Annotated in this window: 22 protein-coding genes; 11 read left to right on the top strand and 11 right to left on the bottom strand. The window is 58.7% G+C overall.

The window, feature by feature from the left end; translation table 11 throughout:
* Positions 1-37 precede the first annotated feature (37 nt).
* From ACJO3M_RS13860 to ACJO3M_RS13850, 3 genes are all read right to left on the bottom strand, one after another.
* The gene (locus ACJO3M_RS13860) at positions 38-862 is read right to left on the bottom strand and encodes a DUF6160 family protein (RefSeq protein ID WP_407001985.1); all 825 of its coding nucleotides are present in this window, start codon (positions 860-862) and stop codon (positions 38-40) included.
* 88 nt (positions 863-950) lie between these two features.
* The gene (locus ACJO3M_RS13855; protein ID WP_407001984.1) at positions 951-2,762 is read right to left on the bottom strand and encodes a choice-of-anchor D domain-containing protein; all 1,812 of its coding nucleotides are present in this window, start codon (positions 2,760-2,762) and stop codon (positions 951-953) included.
* Positions 2,763-3,020: 258 nt separating this feature from the next.
* The gene (locus ACJO3M_RS13850) at positions 3,021-4,043 is read right to left on the bottom strand and encodes a helix-turn-helix domain-containing protein (protein WP_407001983.1); all 1,023 of its coding nucleotides are present in this window, start codon (positions 4,041-4,043) and stop codon (positions 3,021-3,023) included.
* Positions 4,044-4,172: 129 nt separating this feature from the next.
* Between ACJO3M_RS13850 and ACJO3M_RS13845 the strand changes: the two genes are divergently transcribed.
* Positions 4,173-4,841: a class I SAM-dependent methyltransferase gene (locus tag ACJO3M_RS13845; protein WP_407001982.1), complete on the top strand. Its 669-nt coding sequence runs from the start codon at positions 4,173-4,175 to the stop codon at positions 4,839-4,841.
* A gap of 4 nt (positions 4,842-4,845) precedes the next feature.
* Here the strand turns inward: ACJO3M_RS13845 and ACJO3M_RS13840 are convergent, their stop codons facing one another.
* From ACJO3M_RS13840 to ACJO3M_RS13830, 3 genes are all read right to left on the bottom strand, one after another.
* Positions 4,846-5,850 carry a PA2778 family cysteine peptidase gene (locus tag ACJO3M_RS13840; RefSeq protein ID WP_407001981.1) on the bottom strand — a complete coding sequence of 335 codons (1,005 nt, stop codon included), beginning with the start codon at positions 5,848-5,850 and terminating at the stop codon, positions 4,846-4,848.
* Between the two features lie 17 nt (positions 5,851-5,867).
* Entirely contained in the window at positions 5,868-6,269 is a 402-nt protein-coding gene (locus tag ACJO3M_RS13835) for a PA2779 family protein (protein ID WP_406988584.1), read from the bottom strand.
* Between the two features lie 182 nt (positions 6,270-6,451).
* Entirely contained in the window at positions 6,452-7,906 is a 1,455-nt protein-coding gene (locus ACJO3M_RS13830) for a phospholipase D family protein (RefSeq protein WP_407001980.1), read from the bottom strand.
* A 213-nt stretch (positions 7,907-8,119) separates the two neighbouring features.
* Between ACJO3M_RS13830 and ACJO3M_RS13825 the strand changes: the two genes are divergently transcribed.
* From ACJO3M_RS13825 to ACJO3M_RS13810, 4 genes are all read left to right on the top strand, one after another.
* Positions 8,120-9,775 (top strand): serine/threonine-protein kinase, encoded by a 1,656-nt coding sequence (locus ACJO3M_RS13825; protein WP_407001979.1) that lies wholly within the window; start codon positions 8,120-8,122, stop codon positions 9,773-9,775.
* Entirely contained in the window at positions 9,775-10,536 is a 762-nt protein-coding gene (locus ACJO3M_RS13820; protein WP_407001978.1) for a PP2C family protein-serine/threonine phosphatase, read from the top strand. The genes ACJO3M_RS13825 and ACJO3M_RS13820 overlap by 1 nt, the downstream gene beginning before the upstream one ends.
* Before the next feature lie 16 nt (positions 10,537-10,552).
* Entirely contained in the window at positions 10,553-10,903 is a 351-nt protein-coding gene (locus ACJO3M_RS13815) for an FHA domain-containing protein (RefSeq protein WP_407001976.1), read from the top strand.
* A 254-nt stretch (positions 10,904-11,157) separates the two neighbouring features.
* Positions 11,158-11,784 carry a CAP domain-containing protein gene (locus ACJO3M_RS13810; protein ID WP_407001975.1) on the top strand — a complete coding sequence of 209 codons (627 nt, stop codon included), beginning with the start codon at positions 11,158-11,160 and terminating at the stop codon, positions 11,782-11,784.
* Positions 11,785-11,848: 64 nt separating this feature from the next.
* Here ACJO3M_RS13810 and ACJO3M_RS13805 read toward each other — a convergent pair whose 3' ends face one another.
* From ACJO3M_RS13805 to ACJO3M_RS13790, 4 genes are all read right to left on the bottom strand, one after another.
* A complete protein-coding gene (locus ACJO3M_RS13805) occupies positions 11,849-12,571 on the bottom strand; it encodes a YebC/PmpR family DNA-binding transcriptional regulator (protein ID WP_407001973.1) in 723 nt (240 codons plus the stop codon).
* 151 nt (positions 12,572-12,722) lie between these two features.
* Positions 12,723-13,091 carry a hypothetical protein gene (locus tag ACJO3M_RS13800; protein WP_407001971.1) on the bottom strand — a complete coding sequence of 123 codons (369 nt, stop codon included), beginning with the start codon at positions 13,089-13,091 and terminating at the stop codon, positions 12,723-12,725.
* Positions 13,092-13,298: 207 nt separating this feature from the next.
* Complete coding sequence (locus ACJO3M_RS13795) at positions 13,299-13,727, bottom strand: SRPBCC family protein (RefSeq protein WP_407001970.1); 429 nt, start codon at positions 13,725-13,727, stop codon at positions 13,299-13,301.
* 167 nt (positions 13,728-13,894) lie between these two features.
* Positions 13,895-14,767: an AraC family transcriptional regulator gene (locus tag ACJO3M_RS13790; RefSeq protein ID WP_406988600.1), complete on the bottom strand. Its 873-nt coding sequence runs from the start codon at positions 14,765-14,767 to the stop codon at positions 13,895-13,897.
* Between the two features lie 164 nt (positions 14,768-14,931).
* Here ACJO3M_RS13790 and ACJO3M_RS13785 point away from each other — a divergent pair, with 164 nt between their 5' ends.
* The 5 genes from ACJO3M_RS13785 (at position 14,932) to mmsB (ending at position 20,569) form a co-directional block, all read left to right on the top strand.
* Positions 14,932-16,428, top strand: a complete 1,497-nt coding sequence (locus ACJO3M_RS13785) for a CoA-acylating methylmalonate-semialdehyde dehydrogenase (protein ID WP_407001969.1) — start codon at positions 14,932-14,934, stop codon at positions 16,426-16,428.
* A gap of 103 nt (positions 16,429-16,531) precedes the next feature.
* Entirely contained in the window at positions 16,532-17,698 is a 1,167-nt protein-coding gene (locus tag ACJO3M_RS13780; protein ID WP_407001968.1) for an acyl-CoA dehydrogenase family protein, read from the top strand.
* Between the two features lie 53 nt (positions 17,699-17,751).
* Positions 17,752-18,531: an enoyl-CoA hydratase gene (locus tag ACJO3M_RS13775; RefSeq protein WP_406988605.1), complete on the top strand. Its 780-nt coding sequence runs from the start codon at positions 17,752-17,754 to the stop codon at positions 18,529-18,531.
* 1 nt (position 18,532) lies between these two features.
* A complete protein-coding gene (locus ACJO3M_RS13770) occupies positions 18,533-19,618 on the top strand; it encodes an enoyl-CoA hydratase/isomerase family protein (protein WP_407001967.1) in 1,086 nt (361 codons plus the stop codon).
* Between the two features lie 63 nt (positions 19,619-19,681).
* Positions 19,682-20,569: a 3-hydroxyisobutyrate dehydrogenase gene (gene mmsB, locus ACJO3M_RS13765; RefSeq protein ID WP_407001965.1), complete on the top strand. Its 888-nt coding sequence runs from the start codon at positions 19,682-19,684 to the stop codon at positions 20,567-20,569.
* Between the two features lie 367 nt (positions 20,570-20,936).
* Here mmsB and ACJO3M_RS13760 read toward each other — a convergent pair whose 3' ends face one another.
* Positions 20,937-21,857 carry a formylglycine-generating enzyme family protein gene (locus tag ACJO3M_RS13760; protein ID WP_407001963.1) on the bottom strand — a complete coding sequence of 307 codons (921 nt, stop codon included), beginning with the start codon at positions 21,855-21,857 and terminating at the stop codon, positions 20,937-20,939.
* A 609-nt stretch (positions 21,858-22,466) separates the two neighbouring features.
* Here ACJO3M_RS13760 and tssI point away from each other — a divergent pair.
* Positions 22,467-23,476 (top strand): type VI secretion system tip protein TssI/VgrG (tssI, locus tag ACJO3M_RS13755; RefSeq protein WP_407001961.1); only part of this gene is annotated, 1,010 nt, incomplete at its 3' end.

Below are 23,476 nucleotides of genomic sequence, written 5' to 3'. Positions count from 1 at the left end.
CGGGCCCCCCGAAAAGGTTCGTGGGGCCCGGTATTGCCTAGTGGCCGTAGATGCGCATGGCCGTGTTCTGGACAGACAGGTTATCCAGGGCCACGGAGCCGATGGATGTGCCGCCTACCAGAACCTGACCAATCTGCATGTCGGCCTCGAAGGTATTGATGTCAACCGCCAGGGATGAGTTACCCGCAGCGTTGCTACCGTTGTAGACGTCCATGTCCACCTTGGCGCCAAGTTGCGTGATGATGGGGTTGTCTGGATCGTAGTTGGCGCCGGTCAGGCGCAAGTCACGGATACCCATGGCGAGGAAGGGAATGTCCATATCCATATCATCAATGGCGAACAGGGTTTGCAGGTTCAGCACGTCGGTTTCGGTGTCCACATTGATCTTCAGTTCGGTGAGGATGCCGTCAATCGACAGGTTGTCTGCGATCAGTGTGCTGTCGGTATGGCCCTGAAGGGTCCAGCCTCCGGTGCGAACGGAGAAATCGATGGGGGCTGCGACCAACGGGAAGACGTTGATCTGGGCATCGCCGTCATCAAGGATGTCGATTTCGATCTTGATGTTGTCGATCAGGTCGCTGCTTTCGCCAAACAGGAGCGGGCGGATCGCCGGGTCGTCGAATTCCTCGAACATGTCGGTGCGGTCAGCACCGCCGATGAAAATATCCTTGACCGATAGTGAGCCTTCATCGGTATAGATAAACTCATCCATGGTGACCTTGGTTTCCAGCTCAATGGTCACACCGGCCTGGCCGGTGATGTTGCCCATGTGAGAGTCTCCCAGGGGTTTGAGGTCAGCGTAGCCGGCCAGTGGCAGAGCCGCCACAGCCAGTGCCAGTGTTGCTTTCTTCAGGCTTTTCATTGTGTTGTTCCTTGTTGCTGTTGTTGTTATGGCCTGCCAACCGGAGTCGGCTGGCAGGCCCGGAGAAAACCGTTTCTCCGTTTCTTCCTTAGGGCGCCGGGGTCAGTGACAGGTCAATGGTATTCCCGGAACCGGTCAGGAACTGGTTGAGGACGTCGGTCAGCAGCCCGCATTTCTCCAGTGGCGGCAGGTCGTAGACGCCAGTGACATCACCGCCTGTGGCTGGTGAGAACGTCGTGCCCTCGTTGGATTCAAGGTTGATGTTGACTGGCTCAATGGTGCGGCAGTCATTTCCGCCACCCACGCGGATGGGCAGGCCGAAGAGCTTCATCTCCACTTTCGGTACCTTCACATACAGCCTGGAGTTGGCGGTCAGCGTGCCGTCGATCAGAGTGCCGGTGGTCGTCTCGGCCTGCTCGAATTCAACGTCCGCGTCGGCTTTCAGCTTGCTGAACAGCAATTTGATTTCGAACTGGCCGCTGGTGGGTTCCAGGTCAAGGTCGGCCTCAAAGGTACCGCTGGACAGTTCCAGTTCAGTGGCGATGCTGCCGTTCAGGGGCAGGGTGCTGTCGGATGACTTGATGTAGGTGGAACCTTCAAGGTCCAGCAGCAACTCCAGAATATCGCTGGCGCCGCTATCGCCATAACCGCTCAGATCCACGCTGATATCGGGGTTCTCCGGGTCGTCCGAGGTGATTCTCAGGACCGCGTTGCGGGTGCCCTCGGAGGAGGCGGTAAAGCTGACCTCCACGGAACAGCTCTGGTCGGGAGCGACGGTGGTGCAGTTGTTGGTTTGCTGGAACTCACCGCTGTCGGCCCCTTCGATTTCGATGCCGTTGATCAGCAGGGTTTCATTGCCGGCATTGCCGATGACCACTTGCGCTGCGGCGGTTTCACCAATCAGAACACTGCCAAGATCGAGGCTTTCCGGGGTCACGGAGATCTCCGGCACCGGCGCAAGCACACTCTTGCCGCTCAGGCTGACGTCCACGGCGGGGTTTTCCGCGTCGCTGGACTCGATGGTCAGAGCCGCGCTCTGTTCGCCCTCACCACTGGGGATATAGGTCACGGTGACATCGCAGCTTGATGACGGCGCAATCGTGGTGCAGCTGCTGGTTTGCATGAACGCGCTGCTGTCGGCACCGCCGATACTGATGTTGTTGATGCCCAACTCGGCATTGCCGGTGTTGGCAATTGTAACCGTTTCTTCGGCAGTCAGACCTGCCTGGACGTTGCCAAAGGCGATCTCCTCGCGATTAACGCTGATGCGGGGAGTCTCGACCTCGTCTTCCACCACCTGGACCGTCTGGAGGACATTGTCCTGCCCGGGATTCTGGGTGCAGTCGGAGGTGAATTCGCCAATCGGCGCCGGCGCAATATCGCCATTGGCGGTGCGGGCAATCATGTCCAGCTGCAGGGTGCCGACGGTAATCAGCGCTTCACCGACATCATCATTATTGAAGGTGATAGCGGGTGATACCCCTTCGGCCGGTATGGTGAATTCGCCGGGTTCGTTGGGAATCGGGGAAGGCGGGATGGTCAGCGGCACCGTGAGGTCCATTTCCCGGTTCGGGGTGACAACGGTGGTCTGGTTGATCGCCGTGCCTTCGATGGTTTCGGAGCCAACCAGCTTTAGGCCGGTCCGGGAATCCTCGTTGACCACGGTCAGGGCCTGGATGGTGAACTCCGGGGTCGGGTCGCCCACGGTTTGCTGGGCCGGAATGTCGGCGCTGATTTCCGCGCGGATCGGCTGGTCACCAATCAATGGAAATGGGCAGGTGAATTCCAGTTCGAGGGACACGGGTTCGGCCAGCGCCTGGCCACCACCTGTCATCAGTGCAGCCGCCGCAACGGCCGGTCCGAGCTTGCGGACCATCGAATTGTGGTTCCTGAGTTTCATGAGTTCGTCCTCTGTAAGGCTAAAGTCGTCGTTGTTGTTGTGGGTTGCAGACATCACCGATGAGGACTGCTGTATCGGTCTTGCAATGAATTCCCCGCCCCGGCAGCGGAAGCTGGCGGGGCGGGTACTATTTGGCAGGGGAGGGCGCCGCGGGGTCATTGCCAGGGCCGGCGAGGTTTTTGTTCAAAGCGGAAGATGGGTGTAAAAAATGTTGAATTCGTGACGCCCATCAAACCAGATGTGTAATCAGGGGCGGGGTTACCTGCTGTCCCGGCTTTGGCGACGAACGTCACCCGGTGTTTGCCCCGTCCAGGAGCGGTAGGCCCTGGTGAAGCTGGCCTGGTCACTGAATCCGAGCTTTTCAGCAATGGATTCCAGAGAAACACTGGTGTCCCTGAGGTACAGCGTGGCGAAGTTTTCGCGGATGTCATTGCGCAGTTCGCGGAAGGACGAGCCTGCTGCCGCCAGGTGCTGGCGCAACGAGCGTGTGCTGATGCCAAGCCGGCGGGCGATGTTCTCGGTGGTACAGGGGCGCCCCGGTTGACTCATGATCATCTCGCGCACCTGCATCACGGTTTCATCCTGCTGCTCTTCGTTCTGCATTGGATGAGCGCGGCTACGGGCAAGAATAAACTCGAGGCCGGCGTCATCGGTGCGAATCGGCGTACCCGAGAGCGGCATGATGATTTCGCTGTCGCCGGCCTCAAACCGGAATTCACAATCGTTGGTAAGCAGTTGCCAGGGCTCGGGGCCGAGTCTGGAGGGGAAGTCGAAGGCCACGCTGAAGTGGCTGCAAACCTGCGATGAAATGCGCAGAATGCTGCCCATGTAGATCTTGGTGAGACAGGGGCGGAGGTCACCGAGCCCCCAGGTGTCGATCAGGCGAATTCGGAAGGTGGCGCCGGTGGAGCTCAGTTCCATATCCATCAGCGGCAGACCCACACGCAGGTACTGTACAATCATGCTGATCAGACGCCGGGGGTTTTCCTGTCCCAGCACGGCGAAGCCCAGCAGTCCGTGGGCGGGCAGATCAAGCTGTTGGCCAAACTGGAAGGGCGCGCGCTCATCCCCCATCAGCCACTCTGCCGTGCCCAGCAGGTCCATAACCTGTTGCATGGACAGGCTGGCGTCCGGATTATCCAGCAGTTCGCTGGTAATATCGGTGTCCTGCAGGATGGCCTGGCGCTTGACTCCCTTACTTTCCATGAAGTGAATAAAGCGGCGTGCATAGCGTGCGGAAATAATGGGTACTTCGAGTGCCACGCGACTGGAAGTTTCCATGGATCTGTCCCTGAAAAATAATGACCAGTATACGCATGGGTTATTTCGGTGAATTTGCGGGTTGATCACGGTTTCCGTGTCATGGCCGGATATGACAATGAAAGATTCTTAACATTGCCGGGAGATTCCTTGAACTCAAAGATACCAGAGCCGGATAGCCGTTCCCAGACGTGCCCCGTATGCGAAAACGGGGAGCTGCGGCAGTTTCAGCAGGTGCGGGATACCCTGTACCACCGCTGTCCGGTATGTGAGGCCACGGTAATGGATGCCAGCGATTGGCTGACGCCGGAGCAGGAGCGGGCGGTTTATGATCTTCACGACAATGATCCCGACGATCCCGGCTACCGCCGGTTTCTCTCGAAACTGACGACGCCGCTGCTGGATCGTTTGCCCGCAGGGGCCCATGGCCTGGACTTTGGCTGCGGGCCGGGGCCGGCCCTCGCCAGGATGATGGAAGAGGCGGGTATGACGGTCAGCCTCTACGATCCCTTCTTCTATCCGCAACCGGCGACCCTGGAACAGCGCTACGATTTTGTCACCTGTACCGAAGTGGTGGAGCACCTGCACCAGCCGGGCGCGGTGTTCCGCCAGTTGGACCGGTTGGTTAAGACTGGTGGCTGGCTGGGTGTCATGACCTGTTTCCAGACCGAGGATAGCAAGTTCGCCAACTGGCACTACCGCCGCGATCCCACCCATGTGGTGTTTTATCGTGAAGCGACCATGGCCTGGCTGGCGGAAAAGCTGGGGTGGACGATGGAGGTGCCGGTCAAGGACGTGGTTCTGTTCCGTAAAAAGTGACTGACTAACGGTCCAGCGGGATGGGACAGCGAATAACCGGGCAACGGGGGCTTTCGGCGCTGTTTGTATTACTGACTGGGCCGGATGGCGCGTCAAAGCGCTCTGGCGCCAATTCCGCCGCACACATCGCGGCTGATCTGGCCTGACCGGGGCAACCGGTTTTTTTCAGCGCCTCGGACAGGTTGTTCCAGCCCGGCGCCACCTCGGGAAACCGCCGGGTCATTCGCTGATAGTGCCGGACAGCGTTTGGCCAGTCGGCTTGTGCGTAGGCGATATTGCCCTGTCCCATCAACGCGGCGGGCTGATCCGGCCAGGTTTCTTCCGCTGTCTTGTAGGCCGACATGGCCGCAAATGTACGCCCGGTGGTTTCCAGGTCATTGGCGGCCATCAGGTAGTCCAGGGGTTCTGCCGTGGCAGGCAGCTGATCCGGTTTCATCACCACTGCTGACCATCGGTCGGCCCGGCTCCAGGTGGTGGCAAACACCTTCAGGCTTTGCTCGTGGCGGGCCCGGGTATCGGTATGAAGGATGATCTGGCGTTCCTGCTGATCAAAGCCGATCACCACCGCAAAGTGCCATTGCGGCCACCAGTCGAATCCCAGATTCTGCATGACCAGCACCGGATTGCCGGCGGCTACTTCGGTGAGCAGGCTTTCCAGCGTGCCATCCAGTTCGTAGACCAGCATGCCGTGACTTCTGGCCCCCGCCACGAGCTCTACTCGAAGACTGCCCTCGCGCTCCGGCAGGTAGACCAGTTCTTTCAATACTTCGGGGTTGGTCTGCAGGCCCCGGGTATTCAACATCATCGCCAGGGAGGCAGGGCCACACTGGTAGCGCTCCTGGGGATAGAACGGGACGGAGTCGAGGACGAGTCGCTGGTGAAGGCCAGCCTTGCTGCCTTCTGCGGTTTGATCCGGCCATTTTGGGCTGCTGGCGCAGCCCGCCAGAACCGCCATCAGCACCAGGCTGAGGGCGGTTGCGGACAGGTAGCGGCAAAGATGGGTGGTCACTGGCTGTCGGCGCAATCCTAGCGAATACAGTTAATGAACGAGAAAATGTTCGTCGCACACAGCATGTCGGTGATGATAAAGACCAGCAGGAACAGGACGATCACGCCCACGACCCCTTCGCCGACTTCCGCCTGTGCCAGTTGCTGTTCAAATTCCGCCAGTTCGGACGGTGTCAGGTTCTGGATTCGTTCTTCCACCACGTCCTGGCTGACGCCCATGTCTGCCAGTTTGTCCTTCACCTCCTGCTGCTCAAGCATGTTCAGGAGGGATTCGCGGTCCAGGTCGGCACGCTGTTCGGTCAGGAGTTCTCCGGTGCCAATCACGTCGGCAGTTGCGGCGGATGACCATACCGTTGTCATGGCCATCAGGATGGCCAGAAAGAACGACACATGTCTCAGGTTCTTGCGAATTGTCTGCATCCCTAACTCCTGCTCTTATAGATAATCACCTGATAAATACGATAGAGCAGTTCGCTGTTTGATAGCAACTTGATGAACAGCCCGTCACTTTGCGCATCCGGCCTGCGTTCAGGCCTGCCGAGGATTGCAGGGCGGGTTACCATTTTGTCAGCAAGCTCCTGACACGCCTTCTGAATCCTGTCTCAGAACGTGGACATCCCGGTGGCCTCCATCAGGCGATAGCGCCAGTATTTGAATCCGGACTCATCCGCCCAGGTTTCATAGGGGTGGCTGAGTACGGGGTCCGATTCAGGGCCGTGCTGCCAGTGTCTTTCGAAAAAACGGACCGCATCGCTGGCCACTGCCGAGGAGCGGGATGTTCGCAGGCGAACACTGGTTTCCAGATTCAGGTCATCCAGGTTGCGTCGGGTGAAGTTCGCCGACCCGAGCAGGATATCCGCCGAGCCTTCACGGCCACGCCTGATCAGCAGCTTACTGTGGCATTGCTCCCCCCGGGTATGGCACCAGCGCACCGGTATGCCGGCGCTGACCAGTTCAGCAGCCACCGGGCGATTGGGAATGCCGTTCTTTTCATGACCAAAGGCATCGTTGTTGGCGTCCAGCAGCACCCGGATGTCGGCCTCGCGCTGGTGAGCGTCGGTCAGCGCCTGGATAATCCGCCGATGGGAGAGATAGAACATCGCCAGGTCGATACGGTCGCCGGCGCTCGCAGATTCGATGATGCCAAGTGCGCTCGCCAGTATGGCGGATTCGGTGACCACCTGAATGGAGCCTTCCGGCGCCTGTTCGGCACGAACGCCCTGAGCCTGTCGGATTTCGGCAATGGCGTTATGGATGAAGGGGGCTTCAACGCCTGACATGGCCAGGACCGCCTGCTCGCTTTCCAGTAAATCCGCCACCGCCGGCCCGGTGAAACTCAGGCCGATATTGCTGTGGCGACTGCTGCCATCGTGAGGGTTGGCGGAGGTGACCAGACCACGTAGGCGGTCGTCGTCATCGGTGACAATCAGTTTGCGGTGGTTGGCCTTGAAATTGGGCAGCGCCAGGTAGCTCCGCAGGGTGACCGGGCCGCCTTTCAAGGCGTTGGGCAGCCAGCCGCCATCCGGTGAATTACCCAGCCACTGGCAACACACCCGCCAGATCGCGGACCAGGCGGGATTGCTGTCCCGGAGTCTGGCAAGGTTGGTTTCCACCACGGTGATACCTGCTTCGTTCAGAGCGTCGAACCAGGGCGAGCGGGTACCACCGTAAAAGGTATTGATGGGATCGGAGATCACCACAATGCGGATGTCAGGGACCGCCTGTTTGCGCTGAATCAGGGCTTCGGTGAGCTGGCGGGCGAGTGGCCGGTATCCGGTAGCGCCGTCCGGTTTGCTGTCGTTGAACAGGAACATGTCCACGAGGATGAAGCGCTCGGCATTGGCGATCTGTCGCAGGACCTCATCGAAAATGTTGTGTTCGAGCCGGGTACTGCCGTCGGCATTGTGCACCGTGACGTCAGTCAGCAGTTTCGAGTCCCTTAATGGCGCTTCCGATCCGAGAAAGCCGATGCCGGCGGGAAGGGGCTTCAGAGTGTGGTACAGGCCGGTTCCGGCCACAAGCAACAACAACGCGGCGATTACTAACTTCACTGTCATGGACAAGCTTCCTGGCTCCTGAGACAAAATCCCGAAAACTATACTGCACTCAGTGCCCATTCGTCTTTCTTCCCCCTGCGTGACCGTGCTCTGTCACACGTGATGGTCGTCCCAGGCCAACAAACACTTACAAAAAACTGCCCCTGTGCCTCTATCGCCTTGGGCCAGGTATTTCTACACTTGTCAGATCAATCAGTTACGACAATAACGCCTGTGAACGCAATTGCATATCTAGGTTCCCGCTGTTTCAGCCTCCGAGTACTGGTGGTACTGCTGGCGCTGATTTTCGCTGTGGCGGGGGATCATCTGCCGATACTCGCCTGGGTGGACCAGGTACTCTTCAGCCTGTTGGGTAGCTCGTCCGCAGCAGCCCCCGTCCTGATGCAGGATCTGCGCCCGGAAGCCTTCGTCACCGCCCTGGAAAACCGGGGCCTGTCGGAGCCCTACTGGTCGGCAATGACGTTGCGGGCTGGATTGATGGCGGCTGCGCTGTATCTGGTGTTGGCCGTGCCCGCCATGGGTGCGTCGGTTGCGCTCCCGGTGACGCTGCTGATCGCCGGCGCGCTGGTGGTCGTGCAGGCGGGTTTCATGTTCTACCGCAGTACCTGGTTGCCGCTGGGCGAAGTCGTAACGCTACTGCTTGGCGGGTATCTGATCATGTTGTTCTGGCTGCAACCTCACCGGGAGGTGCGGGCATTGACAGAGAATGTGCGGGCCGCACGAATCCGGCTCGGGAAGGTCCTGCTGCAGCAGGGAAATACGGACGAGGCGCTGGCAGCGCTTGATGAATGTCCTGTCTCGGTGGAGCGACTGGAGTTGCAATACGAGATCGCGCTGCAGCAGGAGCGCAAACGTCATTACGACAAAGCAGTGGTGTCATACCGCGACATACTGCAGCACCGGAAAGCTTTCCGGGACGCGCGTGACCGTCTGGCGGCACTGGAGAGTCTGCAAGGGGGTGGCGGTGGATTCACTGCCGGCCACTTTGACAGTACCCGGACCCTGGTTATGCCGGAGAGTGCGGTCAGCCGTCCAACCCTTGGTCGTTATGAGATCGAGCGGGAGATAGGCCGGGGTGCCATGGGTGTGGTCTACCTCGGAAAGGATCCCCGTATTGCCCGAACCGTAGCAATCAAAACCCTCGGTTATCAGGCGTTCGAGGAAAAAGAACTGGCCGACCTCAAAGCACGCTTTTTCCGTGAGGCCGAAGCCGCCGGACGATTGAATCACCCTGCCATTGTGACAGTCTATGATGTGGGCGAGGAAACGGATCTCGCCTACATTGCCATGGATTATGCTCAGGGCCGTCCCTTAAGTGATTTTGGCCGGGCAGGGGGGTTGCTGCCGCTGGCCACCACGCTGGATATCGTGGCCCGGGTGGCGGATGCTCTGGAATATGCCCATGCCCGGAAGATCGTGCATCGGGATATCAAGCCGGGGAACATTATTTACAATCCAGACAGTGGCGAGGTGAAGATTACCGATTTCGGTATCGCGAAAATCGCCGATGATTCCCGCACCCGAACCGGCAGTGTGATGGGCAGTCCCCTGTACATGTCACCCGAGCAGTTGAAGGGGCAGAAGGTGTCGGGCGCGTCTGATATCTATAGTCTGGGGGTCACCCTGTACCGGTTGGTCAGCGGTGAGACGCCGTATCAGGGAGACACCCTTGCCAGCCTGACATACCAGATTCTGAACAGGCGACCACGGAGTGTGAGGGAGTATAATCCGGAGTTGTCCAACGGTGTGGTGCGCCTGATCAACAAGGCCATTCAGCGGGACCCCGACAAGCGATTTGCCAGTGCCGCTGACATGGCGGAAGCGGTGCGCCGGCTCGCGGTACGGGAAGCAAGAGAGGAAGCATCCTGATGCTCTACGATATTTCCGGTCTCAGTGACATCGGCACTGCCCGCCGCTCCAATCAGGACGTGGTGGCCTGGCGCCTGAGTCACGATGGGCGCCAGGCATTGCTGCTGGTCGCTGATGGTATGGGCGGACATTATGGCGGGGAAATTGCCAGCCGGCTGGCGGTGGACACCGTGCTGGGTTCGATGGCGCCCAGGCTGGCGGAGCCGGCCTCCAGTTACGCGAACGTGGGGGACGACACCATCGCCATGATGCTCCGGGACAGCGTGACTCGCGCCAACGACAGTATCATTGCCGGCCGGGCAGGCAATGACAGCCTGGACAAGATGGGGACAACCCTGGTGATGGCGTGGGTCATTGACGGCAAAGCCCACATTGCCCACGTTGGCGACTCCCGGTGCTACCTGCTGCGCAACGGTCATGTCGACTGTCTCACCCGCGATGACACCGTGGTCCAGAACATGCTGGACGATGGCAGTATTACCGAAGCGGATGCACCGTACGTGCCCTTCCGTAACGTACTGACCCGGGCGCTGGGCGCTTCGACGTCGGTGGAGGCGAGTTGCCAGTGTCTTGAAGTAGGTTGCGGAGACAGGCTGCTGCTGTGTTCCGATGGCCTGACCAATGCCCTGCCGGACCAGCAATGGCCGGGCATCCTGGAGAAGCATGAGCGCACGGAAAGCGCGGTGGAAGCGCTGGTCGCCGCCAGTCTGGATAACCAGGCTGCTGATAATGTTTCCGTTGTTGTATTGACCCTGATCTAGCCGAGGAGCCTGTAGTATGGCATCACTTTCACAGCTGGTTGATAACGTGGTGGTTAACACGTTTGAAGTGAATCAGCCGGAGATTCGCATCGGCCGCAAGGCCGACAATGACATTCGCATCGACGAAATTTCCGTCAGTGGTCACCACGCGGTGATTGAGTCCGTCCCCAATGTCTACCTTGAGGGAACCGTGGACTACTACATCACCGACAGCGACAGCACTAACGGCACATTCGTCAACGAAATCCGCATTGATGAGCGCCAGCGCCTCAACAGTCACGACGTTGTCCGTATCGGCTGGAATGAGTTCCGTTTTGTTGACGAGAACGAAAACGCCCTCGAAAAAACCGCCTACATACTGGACTGACGGCCCAGTCCCTCACCACAAGTTCCGCGAATCGCGAAATCAGCCCGGTGGCCTCCGGGTTGTTGCATGGCTGTTCCCGTGGATGTGTGTCCGCCGTGCCCTTGTCTTATTGTGTCATGTGTAAGCAGGCTGCTGGTGTCTATATCCGTGCGGTAAGCCTTTGTAATGTGTTGTAGTTCTTATGCACATGTCACACACACCGTCGAGTCTCTTCTGTATATTCACCACATTATTGACGCGAATTGTGGTGATTTATGAACGGTTATTTGGCGGCTTCTGCGCTTTTGATGTCTGCGGTATTCCTGACAGCCTGTGGCGGAGGGGGCGGCGGAAGCAGCAGCTCCTCGGACAGCGGTCGTTCCTCGGCGGTGGCCAATGACTCCGAAATCTCTCAGGAAACTCAGACCGGAGGCGCTGAAGCCGGAGACGCTGAGACCGTAGTGATCGCCGGATGCGAGGTGGACCAGTATCAGGCTGACATGCTCAAAAAGGTGAATGCCGCCCGTGCTTCAGCCCGAAGCTGTGGTTCAGAGCAATTTGCCGCCGCCGAACCGCTGACATACAACTGCCCGATTGAAGGCGCGGCCACTCATCACAGTAATGATATGGCTGACCACAATTTCTTCAGCCACACAGGTTCCGACGGTCTGCGTGTGGGTGCCAGGGTGACGGCAACGGAATACGAGTGGTCGGTTGTCGGTGAGAATATTGCCGCCGGCTATGACGATGTGGATACCGTTGTTCAGGCTTGGCTGGACAGCCCGGGACACTGTCGTAACATCATGGATTCCCGTTTCAGCCAATTCGCGGTTGATCGGGTGGACGCCACCGGCGCCGATTACGAAAACTACTGGACCCAGGTGTTCGCAACGCCGCGATAACCGGTCAGACATAAAAAAGCCCCGCTGCTCGTGAGATCAGCGGGGCTTTTTTGTGGCCCTGTGTTTACTCGGGCAATTCCGCGTTGTGATAAATGTTCTGGACATCGTCCAGGTCATTCAGCATGTCGCAGAACTTCTCGAACATCGCCACATCATCACCTTCCACCGGTGTGGAGGTCTTGGGCAGGAACTGGATTTCGTCCACCTCGAAATCAATGTCCTCGATGGTATCCACCAGCGCCTGTCTGGCCTTGGCGTATTCGGTGTTGGGGGTGAACACGGTAATCAGGCCGTTCTCGTTTTCGATGTCCGTGACGTCCACATCGGCGTCCATCAGCGCTTCCAATACTGCTTCCTCGTCGTCGCCCTTGAAGGCGAAGATGGCGCAGTGGTCGAACATGTGGGCAACGGCGCCAGGGGTCCCGATTTTGCATTTGGTCTTGGTGAACGCGAGGCGAACATCACCGAAGGTGCGGTTCGGATTGTCGGTAAGGCAATCCACAATCACCATGCAATTGCCGGGGCCGTAGCCTTCGTAGCGGGCCGGGGAATAGTCTTCACCGGCGCCACCCTTGGCTTTTTCGAGCGCCTTGTCAATGACGTGTGACGGCACCTGATCTTTCTTGGCACGGTCGATCAGTCCACGCAGGGACAGGTTGCCGTCCGGGTCGGTGCCGCCGGACTTGGCGGACATGTAGATCTCGCGCCCGTATTTGCTATAGACCTTGGTTTTTGCGGCGGCCGTCTTGGCCATGGAATCTTTGCGGTTTTGATAGGCTCTGCCCATTGCACTGCCTCATTGATCGTTCGGAAAGGGTCGGATTCTACCCAACAAACGGATCGGGTTACAGCTTTCTTGTAGAGGAGTCAGGACGGCGGGAAGTGATGAAAAGGGGGACAGCATCACCCTGCTGTCCCCCTCAGTGTGCCACCTGGGATTACGCCTCGGCGGCTTCCCTCTGGTTGAGGTTTTCCCGGCCCCGGCTCAGCAACTGGTGCTCGATGGCCGTGGTGAGCTCTTCCTTGTCGACGATGTAGGCGGGATCGTCAGTCATTCCGAGAACCCGTCTGATCCACGGTGTTTCGGTCACATTGACCCGGAATACCAGCCTGGGGACGAACTGGTAAGTCACGTCGTCTTTTTTCCAGGTTACGACTGGCGCCCGGTGATTGTGTCCCATGGGGTCCTTCTGTTCCTGCTGGCTGTATTCATTCTGCCAGCCAACGTGCAGGTCAGTGACGCCGGTTTTCAGTTCAATCGCCCGTTCCTGGGTCAAACCAATCAAACGATTTGTGTTGATGCTCATAGTTGAGCCTCCTTATTCAGAGAAACAAACAAAAAATGGAACCCTATGGGTGCTTTTTTGTTACGGGCCTTCCTGGCCGCGCTCTATTGTGTGTACAACTGTACACATGTGTTGCAGGAAAAGAATAGTGGGGATAGATCTGGAGGCCTGATATGACAATGCGGATACTACTTACGGCCGGCAGTGACCGGCCGCCTGAGCGCCTGGTTACGCCAGTTTGGGGACGCGCTTGATACCTTTGCGGATACCCTGTTCCAGTGCGGCACTGACCACCTTGCCGGTAAAGGGAACAATGTCCTCGAAGGTGATGGTGTAGTTCACCCGCGTTACGCCTTCACCGGCATCCTCAAAGCGGATGCGGCCCATGTGGTTACGGATCGGGCTCATGCTGGTGATGGTGTATTCAATCAGAGAGTCCGGCTCGAAGCCGATCACGGTCTCTTCCAGGCTCAGTGGACCAATGCCGATTTTGCGCACAGAGCCAATGCCGTTGGGATCGGCCTGGTCGCTGTCCTGGATGCGCTTGACCGGTGCGCCCAGCAGTTTACCAAAGCGGCCGTGGTCGGCGAACAGTGCAAAAACCCGGTTTCGGGGTACGTCAAAGGTTTCATCTATTTCAATGGTATACATGGCCATGGAGTCGCTCTTTCTTATAAAAAGTTGCTGTCGGATTAGATGAAGCCGTAATCCGACAAACTATTGTCAATGGACACTAGCCTATCGTTCCGGAGGCTACAACAAAAGTCGTAGATGCCGGTGGACCGAACCTTGGCCTGAATCGCACGTTGCCGGGGCTCCGGCCCTCAGTGCCGGCTGGTGTGCCGGTAGTCTCTCGGGGACTGCCCCATGACTTTTTTGAACAGTCTCGAGAAGTAATAGGAATCGTCATACCCCAGGCGCCGGCTGATATCGGCAAAACTCAGGCTGGTGGTGTCCAGCATCTGGCAGGCCCGCTCCACTTTCAGGTGCAGGAAGTGCTGGATGGGGGAGGTGCCGGTCTGTTCCCGATAGCGTGTGGCAAAGTGGGCCGGAGACAGGCCCGCAAGGTCGGCCAGCTGCTCCAGTGATACCCGCTCGTCCAGGTGCTCCCTCATATAACTGTGAATGGTATCCAGCTCCGTCTTGCGTTCATGGCTGGTTTCGTCGGCATTCAGTGGCACGGCGGCCAGTAACTGGCGGAGTCGGTTGGCCGCGTGGATCAGACCCCGGGTGCGAAACCCCGTCTGCCGCACAGACAGCAAGCCGTTGAAGTCCACCAGCAGGCGTGGCTGGCGGCCCAGGTGTCGTATCCGGGTGTTATCGAATCCCATGTAATGGCGGAAATCCTCTGCCAGTGGCCCGGTGTAGTGCACCCAGTGAATGGTCCATGGATTGTCCGGGTCAGCGGTGTAGCGGTGGGACGCGCCGGCGGGTAGTAACAACAGGTCGCCAGCTTCCACGGTATAAGCTTCTCCCTCGACATTGAGGAAGGCCTGGCCTTCGGTGCAGTAAATCAAAAGATTGTCGTGGTGGTGCTCCCGGTGCATGTGATGCCCCGTGGCCCGCCGATAGTGGCCAAACGCCAGCGGGTACAGGTCCCGAGTGAGTGGATAGGTAGACAATAGTCGTATGATTGGCGCGGGAACCACATAGCGGATGCTGTCTGCCGGTACCGGCCACTGGGAGGTCTGAGTCATGGACGTGCCGATTTATTGGTGCGTGATCGAAAGATAATCCATCACGAACGAAATTTAGTCAATCGGTGCAGTCTGAATTCCTGTGCTAGCATCAATTAAAACATGGTCGTCCACCTGTAGGTCGGGCGGCTCCCACCCGTACAACAACAAGCAGGGAACATACGATGAAGAACGTACCACTGTATCTTGCAGGTGAATTTGTTCAGAGCCAGGCCAGTGAATGGATTGATGTCACGGATCCCGCGACCAACGAAGTGATCGCCAAGGCCCCGTGCACGACCGACACGGAAATGCGTAAGGCCATCGACAGCGCCAGCGAAATGTTCAAGACCTGGAAAGAAGTGCCAGTATCCGAGCGTGCCCGGGTCATGCTGCGCTACCAGGCGCTGCTGAAAGAGCACCACGACGAGATTGCCGAAATTCTGTCCAAGGAAACCGGTAAAACCTTTGACGACGCCAAGGGCGATGTCTGGCGTGGCATTGAAGTGGTGGAGCACGCCGCCAACGTGGCTTCCATGATGATGGGCGAGACGGTCGAGAACGTGGCGCGGGAAGTGGATACCCATTCCTGGATCCAGCCGCTGGGTGTCTGTGCCGGTATTACCCCGTTCAACTTCCCCGCGATGATCCCACTGTGGATGTTCCCGATGGCCATTGCCTGCGGTAACACCTTTATCCTGAAGCCGTCCGAGCAGGACCCGATGACACCGATGCGCCTGGCTGAACTGTTTGAGGAAGCCGGCGCGCCCAAGGGCGTTCTGCAGGTGGTCCACGGTGGCAAGGAACAGGTCGACGTACTGCTGACCGATCCGGCCATCAGGGCAGTGTCCTTCGTCGGTTCCGTGCCGGTCGGTCGATACATCTACGAAACCGGTACCCGCAATATGAAGCGTGTACAGAGCTTCGCCGGCGCCAAGAACCACATGGTGATCCTGCCGGATGCCGACAAGCAGCAGGTGATCAATGCCCTGGTGGGCGCCTCTGTTGGCGCGGCCGGGCAGCGTTGCATGGCGATTTCCGTGGCGGTGTTCGTGGGCGAAGCACAGGAGTGGATTCCGGAACTGAAGGAGGCCATGGCGAAGGCTCGTCCGGGTGCCTGGAACGATTCCGGTGCCAGCTACGGCCCGGTCATCAGCGCCAAGGCCAAGGATCGCATTGAATCCCTGATAGCCACCGGTGAAGCCCAGGGCGCCAAGCTGCAGTTGGATGGCCGTGGCTGCAGCGTTGACGGTCTGCCCGATGGTAACTGGATTGGCCCGACACTGTTCTCCGGCGTGACCCCGGACATGGACATCTACAACGAGGAAATCTTCGGGCCGGTGCTGTCCTGCGTGGAACTGGACAGCCTGGGTGAAGCCATCGAGCTGATCAACAACAGCCCGTACGGCAACGGTGTGTCGATCTTTACCAATTCCGGCGGGTGCGCCCGTCGCTTCCAGCACGAGATCGATGTGGGCCAGGTGGGTGTGAACATTCCCATTCCGGTACCCCTGCCGTTCTTCTCCTTCACCGGCTGGAAAGGCTCGTTCTACGGCGATCAGCATGCCTACGGCAAGCAGGCGGTGCGTTTCTATACCGAGACCAAGACCGTGACTTCCCGCTGGTTCTCCAAAGAGGCGACAGCGACGTCCGAAGCGAACTTCTCGATCCAGCTGCGTTAACAGCGTTGAAGGTGGGTGTTTGGGCCGGACCCCGTTTCCGGCCCTGTAGTGGCACAGAAAGTTTCTCCCACTGACAACAAGCCTCTCAGACTGGAGCGTAACGATGGACTTTAACCTGACTGAAGACCAGCTGGCGTTTCGTGAGGCGGCCCGGGCGTTCGCGGAGAAATCCATGGCGCCCCATGCTGCCCAATGGGACGACGAGCACATCTTTCCGAAAGATGTACTGAAAGAAGCTGGCGAAATGGGCTTCATGGGCCTGTACACACCGGAAGCCCTCGGCGGAATGGGGCTTTCACGGCTGGACACCTCGGTAATCGTGGAAGAGTTGGCCGCGGCCTGCCCATCCACTGCAGCCTTTATCACCATCCATAACATGGCCACCTGGATGGTTGCCAGCTTTGCCTCGGACGACCTTAAACAGGAAATTGTGCCGAAACTTGCCACTGGTGAGTGGCTGGCATCCTACTGCCTGACCGAACCCGGCGCCGGGTCCGATGCGGCCAGTTTGCGGACCAAGGCCGTCCGGGATGGCGACAGCTATGTTATCAATGGCAGCAAGGTGTTTATCTCCGGCGCCGGCGCTACCGATATCCTGGTATTGATGGCCCGTACCGGTGACCCGGATTCCGGCTCCAAAGGCATATCCACCTTTGTGATTCCCGCCGATGCCGACGGCATTTCCTACGGTAAGAACGAAGAGAAAATGGGCTGGCACAGTCAGCCCACCCGCATGATCAGCCTTGAGAACGTTCGCATCCCTGCCAGCAACCGGGTCGGGAACGAAGGTGATGGGTTTGCCATCGCCATGAAAGGACTTGATGGCGGTCGCCTGAACATTGCCACGTGCTCGCTGGGCGGCGCCCAGGCGGCACTTCTGCGGGCTCGCAACTACATGCATGAGCGCGAGCAGTTCGGCAAACCCCTGGCGGCGTTTCAGGCCCTGCAATTCAAACTGGCCGATATGGGTACCAACCTGGTGGCGGCACGGCAGATGGTGCGCCTGGGGGCTTTCAAGCTGGACAGCGGTGACCCCGAAGCGACGCTGCACTGTGCCATGGCCAAGCGGTTCGCCACCGACGCCTGTTTTGATGTGGTGAATGATGCCCTGCAACTGCACGGCGGCTACGGCTATATCCGTGAATATCCGCTGGAGCGTTACCTGAGGGATCTGCGGGTACACCAGATTCTGGAAGGCACCAACGAAATCATGCGCCTGATTGTCGCCCGCCGATTGCTGGATGACGGTGTTGCGGAAGCGATCCAATAAGAGTTGCGGAAGCTATTCAATAAGGCGCGGAGCCAATTAATAAGGAGAGATCCATGAGCGATCTGATTCAGCTCGAAAAACGCGGACACATTGCGGTACTGACCATCAACAACCCGCCGGCGAATACCTGGACCAAAGAGTCCCTGGCGGCGCTGACGGCAACCATCCGTGAACTGAACGAAGACCGTGACATTTTTGCCCTGGTGGTGACCGGGCAGGGGGAGAAGTTCTTCTCCGCGGGCGCCGACCTGAAATCCTTCGCTGACGGCGACATAGCCCGTGCCAACGAGATGGCCCAGGCGTTTGGTGAAGCCTTTGCGGCATTGTCCGGATTCCGTGGTGTATCCATTGCCGCGGTGAACGGTTATGCCATGGGCGGCGGCCTTGAATGCGCCATGGCCTGTGACATCCGCATTGCCGAAGAGCATGCCCAGATGGCGCTGCCGGAAGCCGGTGTTGGCCTGTTGCCCTGTGCCGGTGGCACCCAGAACCTGCCCTGGCTGGTGGGTGAAGGCTGGGCCAAGCGGATGATTCTGTGCGGCGAACGGGTCAAGGCGGACAAGGCCCTGCAGATCGGACTGGTGGAAGAGGTGGTGCCCACCGGTCAGGGACTGGAGAAAGCCCTGGAACTGGCGGAGATGGCCTGCAAACAGAGCCCGTCCTCGACTGCCCGCTGCAAGACACTGGTGATGAGTGCTCGTGATGGCCGCAGCCATGATGATGGCTGGCGCATGGAACGGGAACTGTTCATCGAGCTGTTCTCCACCGAGGACCAGAAAGAAGGCGTGAACGCTTTTCTGGACAAGCGTAAACCGGAATGGAAGAACCGTTGATATGACTGATCAAGCAATGGTTTTCGAAGAGTGGCCCACCGCCGACGGCAGTCACATTGCCGTGGCCCGGCTGAACATGCCGAAGGCACTCAACTCCCTGTCTCTGGAAATGATCCGGTTGCTGACACCGCAGCTCAAGCGCTGGGCGGAAGACAGCAGCATTTGTGCGGTGTGGCTGGAAGCCGAGGGCGACAAGGCATTCTGCGCCGGCGGCGACATCGTGGCCCTGTACCGCAGCATGACCGAGCCCAAGGGTGCCGGGGCAGGAGTGAGTGAGGGCGCCACCTTCTTCGAGGAAGAGTACGAAATGGACTACCTCATCCATACCTTTCCCAAGCCCATTGTGTGCTGGGGCCATGGCATTGTCATGGGCGGCGGTATGGGGATCATGGCGGGCGCGTCCCACCGGGTAGTCACCGAGGGCTCGAAACTGGCCATGCCCGAGAGCAGCATTGGTCTGTATCCGGACGTCGCTGCCGGCTGGTTTCTCAACCGCACACCGGGCCGCACGGGTCTGTTCCTGGGCCTGACCGGCGCCCGAATGAATGGCGCGGACGCATTGTTTGTCGGGTTGGCGGACCGCTTCATCCGGCACGATCTCAAGGCCGGGGTGGTGGACGCCCTGAAACAGCGGAACTGGCAGAACGAGGACAGTTACGCCGTGGTCAGCAGCGTGCTGAGGCAGTTCGAACAGCAAAGCGCCGATGCTCGACAGGAATCGCCGGTACGCAACCACTTCGATGACATCAACCGGGTGACGGATGCCGACACCCTCGAAGAGATCATCGCCCAGTTGAACGAGTTGTCCGGTGGCAGCGGCTGGCTGGCCAAGGCGACCAAGTCGCTGGCAACGGCATCGCCTACCTCCTTGGCTCTGTGCTGGCGACACCTGAACAACGTTCGCCACGACAGCCTGAAGGAAGTTCTGGACAAGGAGCTGACGATCTCCCGCAACTGCCTGACAAAGGGCGAGTTTGCCGAAGGTATCCGCGCGCTGTTGATCGACAAGGATCAGCAGCCCCGCTGGCGCTATGCCTCGGTGTCGGAAATGGACAGCGCCTGGATCGACGACTTTTTCACTCGATAGCTAGGCAGGCCGGCATAAAGCGCGGGCCCGTTTGACTGAATACAACAAGAAAGGGGAAGAGATATGGCAACGATTACCTTCATCGGACTGGGCAACATGGGCGGCCCCATGGCCAGCAACCTGGTCAAGGCGGGACATGACGTCACCGTGTTTGACCTGTCGAAGGACGCCGTCGCAACACTGGTTTCCGAAGGCGCGAAATCCGCAGACACCGCCCACGAAGCGGCCAGGGGCGCCGAATGCGTGATTACCATGCTACCCGCCGGTCAGCACGTGGAAACGGTGTACCTGGGTGACGATGGCCTGCTGGCCAACCTGCCGGCAGGAACCCTGGTGATTGATTCATCCACCATTGCGCCAGAAACCGCCCGTGGTGTGGCCGAAGAAGCCAAAGCCCGCGACATTCCGTTCATCGATGCTCCTGTGTCCGGTGGCGTTGGTGGCGCCAAGGCCGGCACCCTGACATTCATCTGCGGCGGCGCGGAAGAGACCTTCAACAAGGCCAAGCCGATTCTCGAGGCCATGGGCAAAAACATCTTCCTCGCTGGTGAGCACGGCTCCGGTCAGGTGGCCAAAATCTGCAACAACATGATGCTGGCGATCCTGATGGCAGGCACCAGCGAAGCGCTGGCTTTGGGCGTGAAAAACGGACTGGACCCTGCCGTTCTGTCCGAAATTATGAAGCAGAGCTCCGGTGGTAACTGGGCACTGAACGTGTACAACCCATGGCCGGGAGTGATGGAAGGCGTTCCTGCATCCCGTGGCTATGAGGGTGGTTTCCTGGTGAACCTGATGAACAAGGATCTTGGGCTCGCCTTTGACAACGCCGTCAAAAACCACGCCGCCATCCCCATGGGCTCCCTGGCCCGCAATCTGTTCGAGCTTCACGCCGGGCAGGGCAACGGCGCGCTGGATTTCTCCAGCATCCAGCGCCTGTACAAGCCGGAGTAAACTCCGGTGCGGGGAGGGCATCCTCCTCAATTCCGGCACTGGTTACTGGATTTTCAGGGCCAGTGCTGGTGGTTTTCCCGCATTCGAAAATCGGACGGGTTAACCACGGTGTGGGTTGCCAGATAGCTGTCCGATTCAGGACTTCACCATACCTTCAAGCATTGAAGATATGCCCCAGGCAAGCGGACTGCAGTTCCATCAGTGGATCATGTCCCGCTTGGCAATAAAGCCCACTAAGCAATCTACATGGATTCCCCCTGCGGTCAAACAACGCCTTGTGAATCCGAAGCGGTTTGAGACTGCAGCTCTACATTCGGCCTCTTTGTGGGCGGTTTTGCCCGGGCCAGGGTGATGCCCGTCTCAGTGCTTAGCCTTGGGCGCACCTAAAACCCTGGGCTTCGTAATAATGGGGCTCGACGGGAGGGCGATGATCTCGAAGTATCGTGGTATTGGCCTCTGGGGCCGTTCGATACCCGCCCGATCGGATGACCTTTGTATCACCGGTTTCAGGGCCGGTAGGGTTTAAACTGGGGCTATGTTCATAGTAGCTTTCCGAATACCAGTCATTTATCCACTCTGCGGAGTTGGTTGTTAGATCGTATATACCTAGAGGGTTAGGGGGGTAGCTGCCAACCGGAAGCATACGTCTCTTGCCATCATCTGGCGGAGAGTTAACACCTCTGACGAGCTCTCCGTTATTGGTGGCAAACAGCACCTGCTCGCCGCGATTTCGAGCAGCGTACTCCCACTGGGCTTCAGTGGGCAAATCTATTGGCTGACTGGCAAGTAACCCAATCCAGTTGCAATAATCTTTGGCCTCCTGCCAGGTCTTTGTCCAGGCTGGCAGGTCAGGTTCAAACAGGTGCTGGCGATCTTCCCGTTCCCTCAACTCTGGAGCGTATGGCTCTTTGCCTATAACTTCCCGGTACAGATCGAAGTCGCCTAAAGTGGTTTCATACTTTGAAAGATGATAATCGTCCAGAGTAACTTCGTGACTGTAGTCGTTGTCAGGAAATAGGTCTGAATGGCAAATGTCATTTGACCCCGGCTCACATGGGACACCAAATTCCCCCATCATGAAGGTACCACCTTCAACAAAGACCATATTGTCCAGTGCTCGAACCACGAGTTCCGTAACAGCCGTTCGCTGCGACGATGAGAGGTCAGGATGGCGCTCCTGAACCCGAGCCTGGATGTCTTCCACTTCCGATTCGCTGAGGCTTTCGCTGGCAACTGATGTGCAGCCTACTACCAGGCTGGTAACGATGAGGGGCAGTACGTAACGCATGGTTGCTCCGTGCAAGGGGGATAAAAATCCTTGTTTCATTGGCAATTCTATCAGCAGGCTATATGTTTAACAGAATTGCCGTGTATAAAGATTCGGTCCCAACTGTCCACCCGGCCCAGTGGCTGGCGTAGTGGTTCAATGATTCCTGACGCCGACATAGGTGGTAAGGTACCACCATAAACGAGGCGTCTGATGACCAGAAAGGGACGTACCTGTTGTCCTGATTTTGAACAGGAAGCAGTCAGGCCATCACGCATACTAGCAGGCCACCATTGAACAACCGGATATCCCATGCCACCTGGCCCGTGAGTTTACGGTAGATCGGCCCAATCAGGCTTGGTGCGATGACATTCCATACGTCTGGAGCGCCCGACAGTGGGGGGTATTTGGCAGTCGCGCTGGATTTCTCCAGCATCCAGCGCCGGTACAAGCCGGAGTAAACTCCGGTGCGGGGAGGGCATCCTCCTCAATTCCGGCACTGGTTACTGGATTTTCAGGGCCAGTGCTGGTAGTTTTCCTGCAATCGAAAATCGGACGGGTTAACCACGGAGTGGGTTGCCAGATAGCTGTCCGATTCAGGACTTCACCATACCTTCAAGGATTGAAGATATGCCCCAGGCAAGCGGACTGCAGTTCACCGCCACCATTGGCGAATTTTCCTCTGATCACTTTTCCGTTGTCGGCTTCGAGCTGACCGAAAACCTGTCCGAGCTGTTTCACGGCAAGCTGGCGCTAGCCAGCACCGATCCGTCGGTCGCGGCAGTCGATGTGCTGGAACAGGCCGTGGACCTGGTGGTCTGGCAGGATGGCGCGCCGTTGCGACGTTTCACCGGTGTGGTCAACGAATTCGCCCGCGGTGATTCTGGCCACCGCCGCACCCGCTACGAACTCATCATCCAGCCCCCGCTGTGGCGCCTGGGCCTGATGCACAACAGCCGCATCTTCCAGACCCAGACCACCGACGCCATCGTACGCACCCTGCTGGAAGAGCGGGGCATCGTCGATACCGTGTTCGATCTCAAGCGTAACCCGGAAGAACGGGAATACTGCGTCCAGCACCGGGAAAGCGACCTGGATTTTGTAGAGCGACTGGCCGCCGAGGAAGGCTGGCATTACCGCTACCACCACGGCTCGGTCGACGGCGAAGAACAGCCGGCCCTGATCATCGCCGATCACCACGGCGACGCCCCCAGGCTCGAGTCCGTGACTTACAACGGCAAAGCCGGCGGCAGCACCCAAACCCCCTGCGTGTTCCGTTTCGCCCATCAGGAGCGGGTCCGCGCCAGTGCCGTGGCCATGAAGGATTACACCTTCAGGAACCCGGCCTATGCCCTGATGCACGACAGTGCCGCGGGTGATGTCCAGCACCGCGAGGATTACCAGCACTACGACTACCCCGGCCGCTTCAAACAGGACGCCAGCGGCCAGCCCTTCACCGAAGCCCGGCTGGACGCCCTGAGAAACGACGCCAGCACCGCCAGTGGCAAGAGCAACCGCGCCGATTTCACCGCCGGCGCCAAAGTGGCCCTGACCGACCACGACAGCGAGACCCTGAACCGGGAATGGCTGCTGACCGCCATCACCCACACCGGCAAACAGCCCCAGGCGCTGGAAGAAGA

The sequence above is a fragment of the Marinobacter alkalisoli genome, assembly GCF_045449795.1.
GTDB lineage: Bacteria > Pseudomonadota > Gammaproteobacteria > Pseudomonadales > Oleiphilaceae > Marinobacter.
This window is presented reverse-complemented; position numbering and strand designations above follow the sequence as displayed.